We start from the raw sequence: 16,743 nt of genomic DNA, 5'->3' as shown, positions 1-16,743 counted from the left end.
TCTTTGTTTCCGCACTGATTGCTGACATAATGATGCTCCCCTTCGAGTAGTCTGCAAGTTTTTCTCGCTTTGTCTACTCTATGGGGAGCATATCAAAGGGGCAGCGCCTTTTTTCGTTTTGTCCTCTTTTCAGGGATTGGAAATACCAAAACAGGAGGACAGAAGAATATGGCACGATATTTCATGGGCGATACCCGCCTGGCGGGGTTGGAGCGGATGATGATGGACCCGTCCAGATCGCCGTCTACCCGCATTGACACCCGGAAAAAGAGGCCCCAGAAGAAGCTGCCCTGCAACCGGCCCACCAAGCCGAGGCAGCGTGAGTGGGAGATGAAAGAGGGCTTTGAGGAGGGCGGCGGCGTATGAGTTATGTGATCCAAGCGGTTCTGAGCAACCCCCGACGTCCGGAACGCGATCAGATCACTATCCCCTTTCCCATTCCCGTTGACCAGTACGATAAGACCATTGAGATGCTCCAGGCAATTGACCTGGGCTTTTCCGTCAACCGGGACTGCACTGTGGATGAAGTAAACAGCCGGTACAGCGTGCTGAACACCCTGGTGGGTACGCTGGTCAATATCGATCAGCTGGACTACCTGGCGAAACGGCTGGACGGCTTCTGCGCCGGCGAGGTCAGTCAGTTCCAGGCTATGGCTCACAAGCTGGGGCTGTCCGAAATCAAGGACTTTATTAACCTGACGTACTGTTGTCAACAGACAACGGTTATCACGGATTTCTCTGATTTGGAGCAGATCGGGAAAGACCACACAATGACACTGAACGGCGGCGCAATGCCGATAGACCAATACCAGGCAGTGAATGGCAAAGAAGCCGCCCTCCAGCTGATTAACGGCGGTAGAGGAGTCATCACCCCTTACGGTGTGGCCTACGACAACGGCATGAAGCTGGAACCGGTCTACAACGGACATCAGTTCCCCGTATATCCTTACGACAGCCTTTTTATGGTGTTGGAGATCACGCCGAAGCGGGGGCTGGCAGAGGGGAAAAATCCGGAGTACCTGTACCTCCCCACCGCGGAACACCAGATCGAGCGGACACTGCTCCGCGTTGGCGTCACCACACTGCACGATGCTAAGATGCGCATCGACTGGGACGAGTTGCCGGAAAAAGTTGTGAATGCGCTGGAACTGGACCACCTGAGCGGCAGCGAGCTCCCGGCCCTGAACCGGATGTGCCAAGCTATCGAGCCGCTGAAGGAGGCGGATATGGAGAAGCTGAATGCGGTAGTGCTGTTTGCGGAGGCTGGAGACATGATGGCCGTCCGCCAGCTGGCGGAAAACCTGGACCTGTTTGACTTTGTCCCCGGCCTCCAGACCCCGGAGGAATACGGCAGGCACATGATCCGGGAGTCCGGTCATTTCGACTACGACGAAAACCTGGAGGGCTTCTACGACTACCGCCGCTACGGTGAACAGCAGCTCCGGCAGGAAGGCGGGCAGTTCAACGAATGCGGCTATGTGGTGTACCAGGGCACAATGCCGCTGGAGGAGCTGATGATGGAGGACCCCGCAGAGAAGCATCAGCGGGAACAGGGACTCCAGATGGGAGGGTTGGCGCAATGATTCTTTACCTGGAGTGCCGGAGTTATGGTATTGCGCTCGATATCCCCACTACCCGTGATGAGGCGGCAAGCACGATCTTTAGCCTGATCGCAGGCTTTGAAGATGAGCCTGTGGAAATCAGCATCAGCGGTGTGAACAGCCCCATCCCCAGCCTCTATCCGTATGTCCAGCACGCCGATCTGGAGAGCGGGGCTGACATTGAGAAGCTGAACACCTTGGACGACAGAATCAACGGTATGACCCAGGAGGAACAGCGCCTCTTTTCCGGGGCGCTGGAACTGGAATGTACTGGTGATCTGGACTTTGCGGTTCATGTCGCAAACAGCCTGGGCCATTATGAGATATTCCCCAAAATCAAGACAGACGAGGAGCTGGGCCGTTTCCTGGTGGATACCGCGTTCATAACTGGAAAATTCCGATTTCCGAAGGAGGCCCGGCCCTATCTGGACTACGCCAGGATCGGCGCGGAGCAGCGGGATGCCCTTGGAGGGATATACACGCCCCATGGCCTTGTCAAACGCCGTGAGGAAGCGCCAGTGCAGGAGGAGACGCCAAAAGCCATGCTTTTGACACTCACAGCCTCAGAACAGAGTTATCCCCTTGTCCTCCCCGCCTCCGAGAAGCAGCTGGGACAGGCAAAGGAGTCCCTGAGAATCGAGGACTTCGCTCAAGCGGTGATTGCCAGCGCCGAATATACAGCGCCCTATTTGAACCGGCTGATCCCTATGGACAGTATCACTGTAGAGGACGCCAATGAGATGGCTCTCTGTCTCCAGCGCCTTAAAAAAGACGGCAAGATCATGAAATACTGCGCCGCTCTGGAAGTGGAGGAACCGTCCACCTTCACCGAGGCCCTTGATATGGCCATCGACATCGACGACTATGAGCTGATCTCCGACAGCGAACGGGAGTATGGCCGTCAGGCCCTGCGCCGCATGGGTGCAAACGACGAAGTTCTGGAGGCCATAGAAGGCTGCACTGATTTTGACCGGCTGGGCAGTGAGATGATGGATGAGGACGGCGTTCGGCAAACCGGGTTCGGTCTGGTGCGCCGGCTGAGCAAGCCCTTTCCTCCTGAGCAAGAGCCGGACCAGCAGATGGGAGGTCTATCATGTTAAAGCTGAATATATCCAGCGGCAGTGTACTTGAACAGTTGAAACTGCCGGTGCCACCGGATGAATTCAAACGGAAAGTTGATGAAATTCGTGCGGCGGGCCAACCCAATATCGCACCCACGGTATTGAACGCTGACAGTTCCGTCCCCGCACTCAACTGGCATCTCCAGCAAACCAGGCTGGACAGCGATTCCGCGCTCCAGAAGCTGAACCAGCTGGCGGAGACAATAGACGGGATGAACGCGGCGGAACACTACCATCTGTCCAAGTCTCTGGACCCGGAGTCTCAACAGAGTCTGGACGATGTGCTTCGGATCGCCGCCCATATTAAACCGGCCAGCCTGGCTTGCTACGAGGTCATTCCAGGTGTGACCTCCCACCAGGAGCTGGGCAGATGGCTGGTGGAGCATGACCGTCTGGAGGATAAGGTACCGGAGACTCTGCGGCCCTACCTGGACTATCGCTCCATCGGCATCGACTACTGCAACAGCCATGAGGGAGAGTTCCTGGCCGACAGCTACACCGGGATTCAGTCAGGCGCTATGGAGCAGGTCTTGGAAGAGCAGGGTGTCCTCCGCCTGACGCTTTCCACAGCAAAGGGTACATTTCCCCTCAGCTTTCCCGCCTCGGACGAGCGGCTGGAGCAGGCAAAAAGGGCGCTGGACGTGGAGGACTTCGCCCAGGCCGAAATCACCGCCGTCAAGTTCTCCTCTCCGTATCTGGACGGCCTCCTCCCGCTGGATACAATCACTGTGGAAGACGCCAATACGCTGGCGCTGTGCCTTCAGGAGATGGAGCAGGAGGACGGGGAACTGATGAAGTTCTGCGCTGTTCTGGAGGTGGAACAGCCGGGTGCCTTCACGGAAGCCGTCAGCATCGCCATGGACCGGGACGACTATGAACTGGTCCCGGAGGACATGGATGAGTACGGGAAGCAGGTACTCCGCCGCACTGGGGCTGACGATGAAGTTATTGATACCATCGACGGGTATATGGATTTTTCCCGTCTGGGCGAGGACGCCATGAAGGAGGATGGCGTCCGGCGGACGGAGTTCGGTCTGGCGCGCCGTCTGAGCAAGCCTTTCCCTCCCGCACCGGAGATTGGGCAGGCGATGATGTAAAAAGTTTTTGTAGACTTTCGCCGGGAGTTGTGGTATCTATTGTTGCTGACCAAAAACGAAAGGGAGTGAAACCGTTGCAAATCAACATTTACAAGGACAAAATGCTGGGGGCTCGCCTGTTCGGGGCCTCGGTGCTGTACAGTGCCGCGCCCATCCCCCGTGAGGATGTGCCCCAGGGCTGGTACTGTTACGACCTGCGTGGTACAGCCCGGCATCCGGACGAACCCCACGCGCTGGTGGATCTGGCGGAGGAAAACCATGCCGGCTCGATCCTCTCCTGTCTGCCGCTGAAAAAGGGTGGCTCTCAGTTCCGGCTGATCAAGGATATGTTCCAGATGACCGGTACAAATCCCAGCTTGGCGGAGTTCTGTGCTGAGGAAAAGATCCGCTGCCCTGAAACGCCTATCCGCCATCAGCTGTGCCCCGCATCCCCCGAGGATGCGGGGCTTTTTTATGCTCAGACGCCGGAGAGGGATAGGAAAGGGCCCCCACCGGAGCCCAGCGCAGCGGGTCCGGTGGGGAAAGGAAGAAGGAACGAAGCGGGTGGAGTTTTCGCCGCCAGGCGGAAACGGAACAGAGCGGAGTTTCTTCTGACGCGGTGGCCCAGAGGCCCCGAAGAGCTGAACACCCAGGAGTTCCGGAATGAGCTGGACAAGGTGGTGAATGATCTCCGCAAGGGCGTCCTGAAAGACCTCCCCTCCATGCGGCGGTACTGCTATGGCAGTAAGGGCGCCATTGCGGGCGGCTCCTGCTGCCAGAACTACGGCTTCACGCTGGAGACAGGACGGTATCTCTACCGCCTGCGTTGCAATCCCATAGAGGGCGACTACCAGTGCTACCTCAGTTGTTTCGATAAACAGGCTCAGCAGATGGGACTGACGGAACAGGGGGGCGCCAGGCGATCCAAAACGCCGCTGAGCCCACACTCCCCCATAGCTATGAGTGGTATGTGATCGAACACATCAACACGCCTGAGCGGCAAGTGACCCACCAACTCCCGCTGGAGGAGGCCATACAGTTATACGCCGGTCTTGACTGCGAGGACAAGCGGCTGGGGGTCACCAAGGACGGCATCGCCGCGGTGGATCTGGCCATCCATTGGGATGGTCGGGAGTGGCTGTCAGAGGACCGGCTGAGGATGGACGAATTCAAGGATGACCCGGTGGTGGCGGAGGCTGCCGCCCGTCTCCGGCAGGTACTGGACGAAAGCCCGGCTGTCGGGCGGGTCACCTTCGCCAGCGGGGAACGGTGGAACTATACTGACCCGGAGAAATATCTCCAGGCCGTCCGTGAGGAGCTGCCCCGCCAAGCCACCACCGGCTTCCGCTGCGAGACCCTGACTGACGACCCGGCGATCCGCAAGGCCGTGGATGATATGCTCTGCGATCTGTATGGGGAGGAGAATCCCCGCCAGATCGAGGACTACGGTGGTACCGGCATGACGATGGGGGGTATAGGCTGATGAGTGAATCAGATCGGATTTTATACCCCAAAGCTGCGCTGAAACAGTGGCTTGGCCGCGGAGCCCCCCAATCTTCTTATAATCTGGATGAGTTTCTGAAACTGATTGAGCCGACCTATCAGGCGTATGAGGAGTACATCCGAAGATGTGTTGCCGGTCTGACTACAGTCGCCGCACAGCGGGCGGCGCTCCACCAGGAGGAAGATATCACAAAACTGCGGGAGATTATTCTGAAATTGGTGCCGTTCTGGGGCTTGGATGGAGGCGCCTACGCGGATAAAGAAACCTCCATCCAGCTGGAGCGGCAGTACAGAGAATCATTTGACCAGGCCGTGTCAGCCGCGCGGAGATCCGGTCAGGCTCCCGCGCTGCCAGACAGCACCAAAAATGATATTTTAATCGCATTGGAAATTCACCGTCAGGAGTTGGAAAACGACGGCGAACTGGATGACTGGGTCAAGGAATGTGTGTCTCTGCAAAGACAGCTGCGGTCAGAGTGGCAGATGGACGCTGATCGCTCCCAGCAGGCAGCACCGGCAATGGAGGGTATGAGTTTATGAGGAACAAATTTAGAGAAAACTCCTGCACTCTGGAGGATTATGGCGGTACTGGCATGACGATAGGAGGAATCACCTGATGAAAGACCTTGTTCAATGTACGGTTTCCCGTGATGATTTCCAACGCTGGCTGTACTGGGGAAAGACGCCTTTAACAATATACAAGGGCGAGGAGGCTGTCACGATGCTCCTCAAGATCGAAAAGAAGCCGGTTGACTATCTGTACCAGACTGCCGTGGAAGCAGATGGCTGTATCTCCTGGAAAAACGGCCTGACGTTTTGCGGTGTACACGACATCGGAAAAAAGACACTGTATCTGACGAAGGGCCTGTCAACTATTCTTACAGACGGGCAGGCCCCGTTTGCGGCCAGGGCCATCCCCTCTATGGTGGATGAAATATGCGCCAAAATCAATCAGCGCGTGGAGGAGATCATCGCGAATGACCGGAGCAACCTCCCCACACAGATAGTCTCCAGCGGACAAGCGAAGCGCGATCTTCAGTATTATCAGGACTACGGTGCCAAAGAAACGGTAATCTGCCAAATTTTTGCCAACCAGGCGCCAGATGGGCAGTTCCACAGCGACTATATTCTGAATGAACTGCCGGAGGCCGCTTTTATGGCCTGGCTCCAGGACCCGGAGGGCTTCATTGAGACAGAGGCGGATCAGCATATCAAAATCAATCAGGAGAAGTTTCTCCTGCAATTTCTGAAAGATGACGCTCTGTTAGCGGAATATCAGGCGCTGATGCAGGATACCGAAAATCCCATCCACCGAATGAAAGCCATCACAGAGGCGTTAAAAGCCAGCGGCGCTAAAACGGTGACCGTTACGGTTGAGAAAGATGGCATGGAACTGACTTTCAAGACGGCGGCAAACTCCCTGACAGGCCATAGGAATTATTACAGCACCTATGATATCCCCGCACAGGATCGCCGTGAGTTTGAGCAGCTGTTTGGCCGCAGCGCCAATTACTGTGCGGAGGACATCACCAGAATTACCTACGGAAAAAAGACGCTCTATGAGACGCCGCCTATCCAGGCTGAGGATATGGCGGAACGTATTGAAATGGGAGGAATGCAGCTTGGATAACAGAGAACAGACATCGCCGGCCCAGGGCGAAAACACCCGCGGCTATACCGTCGATGAACTTCTCGCTCAGATGGAGCCGCAGTATCAGGCATATAAAAACACGATGCGCCAGTGCATCGCTGGCCTGACGGAACACGCCGCCCGGCTTGCCGCACAGGGTCAGGAAGAACAGCTGCCCACATTCCGCAGACTGCTCACAGATATGGCTGAGTTCTGGGGATTGGCTGAGGATGACACACCCAAGGGATACCGGGAGATGGTGGAGCAAATCGGCAGTACATTCGATCAGGCGGTATCCGCCGCCAGAGACTCCGGCGGCGCGCCTGAGCTGAGTGAACAGACCAGACAGAATATCCTCAGCGGCTTGGAACTCTACGCCCAGGAGATGCGGGCCAACGATGAGGAGCTGGAACAGTGGGCAGCGGAATGCGACAGCCTTGCGGGAGGCCTGAAGAAACAGTGGTATCCGGCGCAGCCGGGGATGGAAATGAGCAAGTCCGATTTCTGGGAGCTGATCGCCGGAGCAAAGAAAGAATGCGGTCAGAATATGGACGCATCCAGCCAGTGGCTGGCCGGGCAGTTCATTGCCCGCGGCCCCCAGCAGACACAGGACTTCCACGACATTCTGAACGGATACCTGAATCTATCGTATCAATACGGACTGTGGACCGCCGCCTCGCTGATGTGTGAAAACGGCTGCTCAGACGACGGCTTCATCGACTTCCGGGCATGGCTCATCGCCCAGGGCGAGGAGGTCTACATGGCGGCGTTGGCTGATCCGGACTCTCTGGCAGATGTGGAAGCCTATGGAGGCTGCCAGTTTGAGGAATTACTCTACACTGGAAACGAAACGATGAAGCATTTGACCGGCAAGGACGCCTATGAAAACACGGACCCGGACGCATACAAAGCACTGGTAGCGGAGTTAAAAAAAGGTATTATCTATGGAGAAGGCGTCGACTACCCCTACGAATGGGATGAGGTTGAGGAGTATCTTCCCCGCCTGTGTGAGAAGTATTTGGAACCGTGCGCTGTCGAGTTCCATCTGAAGTCTCATCACACAATTTGGTTCTCCGACTGTCCGGACATTCAAAAGGCGCGTGAGGGCGGGCCCCCGCAGAGGAACGGGCCGCAAACTGATATAAAAATGGAGGGAATGTAAATGGACCGGATACCAAAAGAATGGCTGGATTTTCTGCGGGAACAGTTTCCAGTGGGCAGCCGGATCAAGCTCCGCGAGATGAAAGACGACCCCCACCCGGTGGAGCCGGGGAGCATGGGGACGCTGAAGGGCATCGACGACGCCGGCCACTTTCTGGTGAACTGGGACAGTGGCCGCAGCCTGAACCTGGTGCTGGGGGCGGACAGCTTCTCTGTCCTGCCCCCGCCCCTCCAGACGCTGAAGCTGTACGCCCCCATGACCGCGGAACTCTTTGAACCCGATGAATACGGCGGAATGGATGAGGATGGTACTCCTTTGGACGGGCGGGATCTTCGCCACTACGCGGACAGCATCCTGGCCGCCCTGATCCGGGAACGGATGCCGGAAGAAGCGGAGCGCGGCATTATGCACTGGTACGGCAAAGATGATGCCGTGGATCGCAAGGTTCGCTCTGTTCTCTTCACTACAGAGGAACGGGAAGGCCGGCTCTGGGCGGTAGTGGAGTGCAAGGCAGCAGAAGCGCTGACCCCTGTGGAACTGGACACTTTGACTGATTATCTGAGCGGGCAGATGTCTGATGGCTGGGGCGAGGGCTTTGAGCAGCGTGATATTGGCATCGGAGATGGCTGTGAGCTGTATGTCCACCTGTGGCAGAGCAAGAACTGGAGCATCATGCCGGAGCAGGACCGCTTCGATCCCCACTTCTCTGAGCGGCTCCCGGATATGTGCTTCTCTGTCCTGCCGGAGGATGACTCCCTGATCTGCATTACCAGAGGCGCCGGCTATCAGGTGTCGGAGAACAGCAGTGAGAAACCCGGTCTGAACCGGCACATAGCGGACTACCGCAATCAATGCCGCGGAATCAGCAAGGCTCAAGAGCAGGCCATGCTGGGCGGCTGCCTGCGTGGCTGGGACTCCCCCGCTGCTGATCCCAGGCACTACATCCAGGAGCAGGCGCTGATGAAAAAAGCGGCTTCTGAACAGAAGTTGGCGGAGGGACTGCCGGAACTGTGCTTTTCCGTCCTGCCCAGCACTGGGGCGCTCATCTGTATCAAACGGGGCGAGAGCGGCTATTACCCCTCGGACTGGGATACCGGCGTCCCCGCCCAGAACCGGGAGCTGGCGGACTACAACAACCAGCGTCTCGGCGTCACCGGTGCCCAGCGGCTGGCAATGGAGGCCGGGTCTATGCATGGCTGGGACTGCCCTGCCGCTGATCCCAGGACCTATGAGCAGACCCTCCAGTCCCCCACCGATATGGAGGCTGGAGCGCCGATGGGAGGGATGACTCTTGGATAAGGTATTCCATATCCGCACATTCAGCAGCCCCAACGGAGCCTGTCAGGAAGTGGAGCTGGATCTGCCAGCCACGGATTACGAACTTCTCGACGCGATGGAACAGCTCCGGCTGGAGGACGGAAAGCACCCGTATCTGGAGTTCCATGCTGTCGAGGAATACGACTACTTGAACGAGCGCATTCAGGAGACAGACATCTTCCCGCTCAATGCCCTGGCCAAGCGGTTGGCAGAGCTGGACACGCGAGGTATGGCCGTCTTCGAGGGGCTGGTCTGCATGGATATTCAGAAAGGCGTGGAAACGATCCCCATTGGCAGCCTGATCGACTACGCCTACAGCGGGGAATGCTGCCATGTGTTGGAGGATGCCGTGACCGATGAGGAACTGGGCAGGTTCCTTGTGGAGAACGGGTTTATCCCGGAAACAGACGCCATTCCGGACGCCACGCTTGAGCTGCTGGACTACGCGCAGATTGGGAAGAACCATCGGGAGGCGGAGGGCAGTACATTTACCGGCTTCGGCTATGTGGAGCGGCACAGCGAACCGCGTCAGGTTTACAAAACCCTGGATCTTACGCCGAAAAAGCCCGCGTACACCATCCTGGCTGAGACATATGACGGAAACCGGGTGGAGTTCCCATACCCGGCCAACGCTCCCATGGGGACGGAGCCGGTGCGCTGTGTGGACTGCACCGCGCCGTCACTCATCGGTCTGACCAGTGGAATGGAAACTGTGGACCTGCTGGCCCGCAGACTGGCAGGTCTGGAGCCGAAGGGCCTGACCGCTTACAAGGCCCTGCTGGAAGCCACAGATTGCAAGGACATCCTGAGCGCCGGGGCGCTCATGGACTCGCTGGACAACTATGTCTTCTCCCCCCAGTACAGCTCCCCCATCGAAGTGGCGAAGGGGGAGCTTTCTCTTATCCTCTGTGAGCCGGACGCGGCGACACTCGCCCCACACCTGAATCTATACCAGTACGGACAGGCGCTGATCGAAAAGTGCGGCGGCGTTCTGACTCCCTATGGCCTGATTGAGCCACGGGGTCCCCACATGAGCCCAGCGGAGCGGGTCATGTGGGGAGCGGAAGAGCAAGGGAGTGAACGGAGTTTTCGCCTTCAGGCGGAAACGGAGGTGAACGGACTTTGCGATGACGCTGGACAGCCTGTCCAGGGTATGGAAGAAAGCCCTCAGCAGGGCGGAATGGAGATGATGTGATGATGGATGATTTCAAAGAATTCCTGGAACTGCCCGGTACGCCCCAGGAACAGGAGTGGTTGAAGGAGCAGCTGGAGACGTTAAGCGTCCGGGAGAGCTACGCCCTCGCCGCCGTCTCGATGGGGTATCCACCCGAAAAGGCGGCTGACGCCATCAAGAGTATTTTGCGCCTGCCCGACTGCACGCTCCATCCGGCTGGGAGCTATGAGGATTTGGGCAAGTACAGCCAGAAAGGAGCGGCCAGCCTGCCGGAGGACGTCCTGCCCTATGTGGATTTTGATCACATCGGGCAGGAGTTTGAGGATGAGCACCCCGGACTGTTCATCGGAGGCTATTATGTGGAATATCCGAAAAAGGCAGCAGAACCAGCTTACTCCGGAAAGAACGCGTTTTTGCCGGAGGACAGCGATTGGAGCGTCAAGCTGAAGCTGGCCTCCCCTGCGGTCCCCGAGGGCGTGTGGCTCCGTCTGCCGGGATATGACGGCAAAATGGCGGAGGACGCGGACGAGGTCGTGCTGGCACTGGACGAGCTGCGGGTCAAGTCTCTGGAGGACTGCACTCTGCTGGAAGCCCGGTGTATTCTCCCCGAGGCCGGAGACCTTACGAAGCAGTATTCCAGCATTACCGATCTGGTTCGGGATGGGGATAATCTCGGCTATGTTCTGGCTGAGCAGGGTCAGGGCAAAGCGCACTGGCTGGACAAGTTTGCCGCCGCTTTGGAGTATGAAGACTGCCGTACCCTGAAATTTGCCCTGGACATCGCGCAGAACCTCCACTGCTACGAGTGGGTACCCCGTGACGGTGTAAAGGAATTTGCCGCAAACAACTTGCGCACCTATCATGTACCGGAGGAGCTGATCCAGTCCGGTAATATTGATCTGGACGCCTATGCGGAAGATCTGCTGGAGAGTTCCGGATACATGGAGGCCGGCAGTGAAACCGGCTATCTGACGCGCAACGGCAAGGAATTTGTCCGTGATTTTACTGCCCCGGCCCAGCAGGATGTGCTGAAAGCCGTCCCCATGCTGGAGAAGATGTCCAGCCAGGCCGCCCCGGAGGATGCTGCCGCAGCCAGAGCCGCCATTGCGGAGGCTCTGGCCGGGCGCGGCGAATGCGGCCTCCGGCAGCTCCAGGCGGCGATGGAATCGGAGGACTGTGCCAGTCTGGAGGAGGCGGTGGAGATCGCCGGCCGCCTGGACAGCTATGAGTTCGTAGAGATCGGCAGCTTCCGGGAGAAGGCAGAGAAAGAACTGCTGGAGAAGGGCCTGGACAAAAAGGTGATCGACCGCTGCGTCGACTTCACCGCCTACGCCGCCCTGACCCACGAGTTCGAGAGCATCTACACATCCGGCAGCACCGGACTGTACGTCCACAGGAATGAGGCCATGTCCCGGCCTGAGCAGGGCATGACCATGCAGTGAAAGGAAGAGGTAAATTGTTACTGATCGAGCCTGGAAAGCCCCGTGTGCGGCATTTTATCATGGGGCACACGCGAAACACCGGATCGCCGCTCTCAAGAAAACTCCAGTCCTGTCCCGCGCTGGCCTGTATTGCCGGAAATATCCCTCCGAAAAAACTCAAGGGCTGGAACTTTTCAGATGAGTTCTATCACGCGCGGTTCAAGGAGATACGGCTTTGTCTGCACGGACTCATCGGACATGGGGCCTGTCTCGCCGCTCATGGCAGCGGTGAACAACTCCCTGCCCTGCGGGATTTTATCTGCGGTCTTGCAGCATTTTGGCCTGACCCCTTCGAAGAGGACGATGATCCAGTGGTGCGGGAAGAACACTATGGCGCCCTCTTTGATGATGCGGTATCCGCCGCCCAAAACGGAGTAGATATGCCGGAACTGAGTGAGGGCAGGAAAGAAAATATTATTATCGGGCTGGAGAACTATATCATTGACTTGGCAGGCCAGTTCTCCGAAATCAATCAGGAAGCGTTGGACAGCGGGCTTGGAGCCTGTGAGTCCATCGTGGCGGGTTTCCAGGAGATGTGGACCGATCCTGTCCACACCCGGAGAGTGGAAACCATACAAACGCCCAGCCAGGTACTCACCTGAGCAGGGCATGACCATGCAGTGACTGGACCGCCAGCGGAAAGGAGTGGTGTTCCATGGGCACAGCCCATGCCAGACAATCAAGTCAATAACAATATCAGCATCAAGGGGCCGTTTTACCGAAAGGGACAAGCGGCTCCTTCGTCGTCGCAAGCTCCATATCCCTCGCTTCCGGGCGAGGCCCGAAAGCTCGCTCATTCCGCTGCTTCTCCTCTCCCCACGGGACCCGCTTCGCTGGGCTCCCGTGGGGTTCCCGCTTGTGCTCTTTTTCGGAAAAACGGCCCCGGAAAGGAGGAATCATGGAGGATAAACAGCTGGCCGAATATCTGCGGCAGTACCATCTGGGCGAGGGCGGCGCCGCTACCAGCCGGGAACTGGAGCGGACCTTCTCCGTCCGGGGCAAGGAACTGCGGGACGCGGTCAACCGGCTCCGGCGCAGGGGCGTCCCCATCGCCAGCAGCTCCAGCGGCTACTTTTATGCCGCCGCGGAGCAGGAGGTGCGCGCCACCATCGCCCACATGACCCACCGGATCAGCGGCATCGCCGCCGCTATCCGGGGCCTGAACCAGTCGTTGGAGAAGTTCGATACCGCCCAGCTCCGCATCCCGGGAGGTGACAGCCCTTGAACAGCTTCATGAGCTGGGTGGGGGGCAAAAAGGCGCTGCGGGAGGAGGTGGTGCAGAGGTTTCCTCTGTACTATGAACGTTACATTGAGGTCTTCGGGGGCGGCGGCTGGGTGTTGTTCCACAAGCCCCCCGGCAGGGATTTTGAGGTCTACAACGACTTCAACAGCCTTCTTGCCAACCTGTACCGCTGCGTCCGGGACAAGCCGGATCTGCTGATGAACGCCCTGAAATATGTTCTCAATTCCCGTGAGGACTTTGACCGGGTGCGGCTGGCCCTGCGCCGCCAGCGCACCACCGACGTCCAGCGGGCGGCGTGGTTCTATCAGATCATCCGCTACAGCTACGCCTCCGCCCTCACCAGCTACGGCAGCCAGCCCCATGACATGCGGGCCAATTTCCTTCTCATCGAGCAGGCCCACCGGCGTCTGAAGGATGTGGTGGTGGAAAACAAGGACTTTGAGAAGCTCATCCGGCAGTACGACCGCCCGGTGAGCCTCTTTTACTGTGATCCCCCCTACCACGCCACAGAGGGGTACTACCAGAACATCGGGGAGGACGGATTCACAGAGAAGGACCACATCCGCCTGCGGGACGCCCTTCTGTCCATTGAGGGGAAGTTCCTGCTCTCCTACAACGACGACGCCTTTGTCCGGGAGCTGTACGATGCCCCCGGCATCCAGATCGAGGCGGTCACCCGGCTGAACAACATCAAGCAGCGGTACGACCCCAACTGCCAGTTTGCCGAGGTGTTCATCGCCAACTACGACATGACCGAGCGGCAGCGTGCCGCCACACAGCTGAACCTGTTTGATTTCGGACAGGAAATTTAATCAGAAATCGGAGGAATATCACATGAAATTCATCAAAGAGATCACCCCCAAGGGACTCCTGCTCCCGGTGACCGCCGTGCGGCTGGCCGGGTTCAACGCCGGCGACAAGGTGGAGTACCACACCCTGGATGGGGCCATGCTGGTGCTGAAAGGGCGGATGAGCGCGCCGGAGCTGCTGGCCGTTGTCCAACAGCTCACGAGCACGTCGGCCCAGCTGCTCCACTACCTGTCGGAGGTCTGCGGCCCCTGTGAGGACTGTGATAAGGACAGCTGCCCCTACAACGACTTCGAGGAGGAAGCCGTTCAGGTGAACGAGTATCTGCGGGAGGCCGCCGGCATCCCCGATGGGGCCAAGCTGTGCGCCGAGGTGGACGAGGAGGCCCACACCATCACGGTTTTGGCGGCGGAACACCGCTATGACCTGCGGGACCTTCCGGCGGATCTGCTGGAGACCTTCATGGTGGTGGGCGCCTGCCTGGGCAGGCTGGAGGAGCATCTGATCGCGGAGGATACCGTCTATGGCGGCTGATTTTCCCTATCTGTACCCCTACTCCCGCGCCGACGCCCGCCGTCTGAGGCAGACGCAGATGCACGAGGACAGCTTTCGGGTGAATGTGGACTGCGCCAGAGCCATCGAGCAGGCTGTCCGGGATCATTTCAACGCGGCGGACGAGTCGCTGGCCGAGGGCTGCGCCCAGTCTGTGCTGGAACAGTTCGGCTTTAAGCGTGTAAACTTCGTTCTCGCCAACTCCCTGCAGGAGTTCCGCGAGTCGGCCTGCAAGTATCTGGTCAGCGATGAGACCTATCGGTGGGGCAGGAAAACCTTTGTTCCCCAGGACGGCCAATATAACCGCTGCTACGCGGTGGATACCGCCGCGGGACTGCTGGAGTCGTTCATCGGACAGGCCAGGGACGCATACCAGGCGCTGGGGCTGTTCGGCCTGGAACACTGTGCCGGTAACCCGCTGGAGCAGGACTACAAGGGCAAAGTGCTGGTGATGCGTCCCGATACGCTCCGGGAGAGCTGCTGGGACCCCCGCAATATGCTCTGGCTGGCGGAAGGCGGCTTTGGCTGTTCTCCCCACGCCAGAGGTCAGGCGGTCTACGCCACCTGCCTGGGCGACGGGGAAAAGACCCGCTGGAACCGCTCGGACTTCGCCGGCGTTCTGGATGAGCAGTACCTGCCGGACTGGGCGCGGGAGAAGGTGGAGGAGCTTCGCACTCCCCAGCAGGAACAGGACACTGGGCCCGCCATGGGCGGCATGACCATGGAGTAATTCCATTTTACCAAAATTTTTTTAGGAGGAACCGACAATGAAACAGGCCCCTGACCCGACCCTCACATCTCAGCGGGAGACCCTCCCCATGCAGGTGGATGTGAAAATCCACTCCCTCCACGCCAGCGGTCCCGTCCTGGCGGACGCCTCCGTTAACCTGAACGGGTGCTTCGCTATCCGGGGCGTCAAGGTGGTGGAGGGCAGCAACGGCCCCTTCGTCTCCATGCCCAGCTACAAGGGCAGGGACGGCTATAAGGACATCTGCTTTCCCTGTACGAAGGAGTTCCACCAGCAGTTCCATCAGGCAGTGCTGGACGCCTATCAGCAGACTCTGGCTCAGATCCCACAGCGCCAGCAGGAGGGCCAGAGCCAGGATGCTCCGCCCGCCCCGGAAATGAAAATGTAGAGGAGGAAACGACGATGAAGAAACTGACCGCAGTCTGCGCCCTGGTATTGGCGCTGACTATGGCCCTCGCTCCCGCCGCTTACGCGGCGGAGTGGGCCGACCCCGCCCAGGTCTGCTACCCCAGCTCCGTCACCCAGAGCGAGGATGGGGCCGAGATCCGCAAATTCTATGACCTGTCTCCGGAGGACGATCCCACCGGCATCCCCCGCTCGGACTTCGAGCAGGACGGATACCACTACACCCTGGTGGATCTGCTCAAGCAGGAACTTCCGGAGCATGAGAGCCGCCAGCACACCGAGACGGTGACGCTGGACAGTAAAAACAAGGATATGGCCTCTGTGCTGGCTCTGCTGCCCCAGGAGAAGGCGTTCATCACCGACGACGGCCTTGCCGGGACGCTGACCCTGCGGCTGGATACGGTGCAGGTGGAGGTGGCCGGCTACGGCAGCTCCACCAAGCAGGTCTCCGCCACCCGGACCTATCCCAATCTGGCGGGACAGGACACCCAGTACATCCCCAAGACCATCCAGGACGGAGGGCGCACTCTGACCCTCCAGGACGTCAGCTGGCAGACGGACAACACCGGCAGCCTGGACGGCTACGCCCTGGGCGACCGCTACACCGCCGTGGCCACCTACACCGGCAGCGCCACCAGCAGCTATGTCAAAGGCTATACCGTCACCGCCGACTACACTGGTACAGTCAGCAGAATCGCCCTGAACAAGACCCGGTATGTGGCAATTTTCGAGGGGACGCCCCTCCAGCCTGTGGAGCCTGTGGACGACGGTCTGGAGGCAACCGATCCGGCCCCCGCCGCCAGCTTCAACTGGCCGCTCCTGCTGGCGCCTCTGGGCCTCATCGCCGCGGCTGGCGGCGGCATCGGGATCGCCCTGTTCCTCAAACGGCGCAGTGAGCTGGCCGAGGGCGGCGATGAGGATGC

At 58.8% G+C, this 16,743-nt stretch carries 20 protein-coding genes; 19 read left to right on the top strand and 1 reads right to left on the bottom strand.

The genetic code is table 11. The annotated features are described in order from the left end of the window. Positions 1-168 precede the first annotated feature (168 nt). From C816_RS14980 to C816_RS14925, 12 genes are all read left to right on the top strand, one after another. The gene (locus tag C816_RS14980; RefSeq protein WP_016315116.1) at positions 169-366 is read left to right on the top strand and encodes a hypothetical protein; all 198 of its coding nucleotides are present in this window, start codon (positions 169-171) and stop codon (positions 364-366) included. Then, positions 363-1,583 carry an antirestriction protein ArdA gene (locus tag C816_RS14975; RefSeq protein ID WP_016323243.1) on the top strand — a complete coding sequence of 407 codons (1,221 nt, stop codon included), beginning with the start codon at positions 363-365 and terminating at the stop codon, positions 1,581-1,583. The genes C816_RS14980 and C816_RS14975 overlap by 4 nt, the downstream gene beginning before the upstream one ends. Then, positions 1,580-2,701 carry a DUF6329 domain-containing protein gene (locus C816_RS14970; RefSeq protein WP_016323242.1) on the top strand — a complete coding sequence of 374 codons (1,122 nt, stop codon included), beginning with the start codon at positions 1,580-1,582 and terminating at the stop codon, positions 2,699-2,701. Before C816_RS14975 ends, C816_RS14970 begins: the two co-directional genes overlap by 4 nt. Further along, positions 2,695-3,819 carry a DUF6329 domain-containing protein gene (locus C816_RS14965; protein WP_016323241.1) on the top strand — a complete coding sequence of 375 codons (1,125 nt, stop codon included), beginning with the start codon at positions 2,695-2,697 and terminating at the stop codon, positions 3,817-3,819. The genes C816_RS14970 and C816_RS14965 overlap by 7 nt, the downstream gene beginning before the upstream one ends. 74 nt (positions 3,820-3,893) lie before the next feature. After that, on the top strand, positions 3,894-4,772 hold the full coding sequence (locus C816_RS14960) for an LPD28 domain-containing protein (protein ID WP_016323240.1): 879 nt from the start codon (positions 3,894-3,896) through the stop codon (positions 4,770-4,772). Then, positions 4,769-5,281 (top strand): PI-PLC domain-containing protein, encoded by a 513-nt coding sequence (locus tag C816_RS14955; protein WP_016323239.1) that lies wholly within the window; start codon positions 4,769-4,771, stop codon positions 5,279-5,281. The genes C816_RS14960 and C816_RS14955 overlap by 4 nt, the downstream gene beginning before the upstream one ends. Next, on the top strand, positions 5,281-5,841 hold the full coding sequence (locus C816_RS14950; protein ID WP_016323238.1) for a hypothetical protein: 561 nt from the start codon (positions 5,281-5,283) through the stop codon (positions 5,839-5,841). The genes C816_RS14955 and C816_RS14950 overlap by 1 nt, the downstream gene beginning before the upstream one ends. A 76-nt stretch (positions 5,842-5,917) precedes the next feature. Then, entirely contained in the window at positions 5,918-6,931 is a 1,014-nt protein-coding gene (locus C816_RS14945) for a hypothetical protein (RefSeq protein ID WP_016323237.1), read from the top strand. Beyond that, positions 6,924-8,093 carry a DUF4240 domain-containing protein gene (locus C816_RS22910; protein WP_016323236.1) on the top strand — a complete coding sequence of 390 codons (1,170 nt, stop codon included), beginning with the start codon at positions 6,924-6,926 and terminating at the stop codon, positions 8,091-8,093. The genes C816_RS14945 and C816_RS22910 overlap by 8 nt, the downstream gene beginning before the upstream one ends. Continuing rightward, on the top strand, positions 8,094-9,392 hold the full coding sequence (locus tag C816_RS14935; RefSeq protein WP_016323235.1) for a DUF4314 domain-containing protein: 1,299 nt from the start codon (positions 8,094-8,096) through the stop codon (positions 9,390-9,392). Beyond that, complete coding sequence (locus C816_RS24335; protein ID WP_016323234.1) at positions 9,385-10,605, top strand: antirestriction protein ArdA; 1,221 nt, start codon at positions 9,385-9,387, stop codon at positions 10,603-10,605. Before C816_RS14935 ends, C816_RS24335 begins: the two co-directional genes overlap by 8 nt. After that, the gene (locus C816_RS14925) at positions 10,605-12,026 is read left to right on the top strand and encodes a hypothetical protein (protein ID WP_016323233.1); all 1,422 of its coding nucleotides are present in this window, start codon (positions 10,605-10,607) and stop codon (positions 12,024-12,026) included. Before C816_RS24335 ends, C816_RS14925 begins: the two co-directional genes overlap by 1 nt. Before the next feature lie 173 nt (positions 12,027-12,199). On the opposite strand, the gene C816_RS24570 is transcribed toward C816_RS14925, so the two are convergent. Continuing rightward, on the bottom strand, positions 12,200-12,433 hold the full coding sequence (locus C816_RS24570) for a hypothetical protein (protein WP_207636935.1): 234 nt from the start codon (positions 12,431-12,433) through the stop codon (positions 12,200-12,202). 12 nt (positions 12,434-12,445) lie between these two features. Between C816_RS24570 and C816_RS24565 the strand changes: the two genes are divergently transcribed. From C816_RS24565 to C816_RS24330, 7 genes are all read left to right on the top strand, one after another. Continuing rightward, complete coding sequence (locus C816_RS24565) at positions 12,446-12,667, top strand: hypothetical protein (RefSeq protein WP_207636934.1); 222 nt, start codon at positions 12,446-12,448, stop codon at positions 12,665-12,667. Between the two features lie 296 nt (positions 12,668-12,963). Continuing rightward, the gene (locus C816_RS14910; RefSeq protein ID WP_016323231.1) at positions 12,964-13,290 is read left to right on the top strand and encodes a hypothetical protein; all 327 of its coding nucleotides are present in this window, start codon (positions 12,964-12,966) and stop codon (positions 13,288-13,290) included. Positions 13,291-13,298: 8 nt separating this feature from the next. Then, complete coding sequence (locus C816_RS14905) at positions 13,299-14,120, top strand: DNA adenine methylase (protein WP_035104796.1); 822 nt, start codon at positions 13,299-13,301, stop codon at positions 14,118-14,120. Between the two features lie 22 nt (positions 14,121-14,142). Continuing rightward, positions 14,143-14,649 (top strand): hypothetical protein, encoded by a 507-nt coding sequence (locus C816_RS14900; protein WP_016323229.1) that lies wholly within the window; start codon positions 14,143-14,145, stop codon positions 14,647-14,649. Next, a complete protein-coding gene (locus C816_RS14895; protein WP_016323228.1) occupies positions 14,639-15,397 on the top strand; it encodes a DUF3849 domain-containing protein in 759 nt (252 codons plus the stop codon). The genes C816_RS14900 and C816_RS14895 overlap by 11 nt, the downstream gene beginning before the upstream one ends. A gap of 37 nt (positions 15,398-15,434) precedes the next feature. Next, positions 15,435-15,803, top strand: coding sequence for a SpoVG family protein (locus C816_RS14890; protein ID WP_016323227.1), 369 nt, complete (start codon positions 15,435-15,437; stop codon positions 15,801-15,803). Between the two features lie 14 nt (positions 15,804-15,817). Beyond that, positions 15,818-16,743: hypothetical protein (locus C816_RS24330; RefSeq protein WP_016323226.1), on the top strand; the 926-nt coding region annotated here is incomplete at its 3' end.

The sequence above is a fragment of the Oscillibacter sp. 1-3 genome, from assembly GCF_000403435.2.
In the GTDB taxonomy this organism is placed as follows: Bacteria; Bacillota; Clostridia; order Oscillospirales; family Oscillospiraceae; genus Oscillibacter.
Note: the sequence above shows the minus strand (reverse complement) of the source record. Positions and strands in the feature narration are given on the sequence as shown.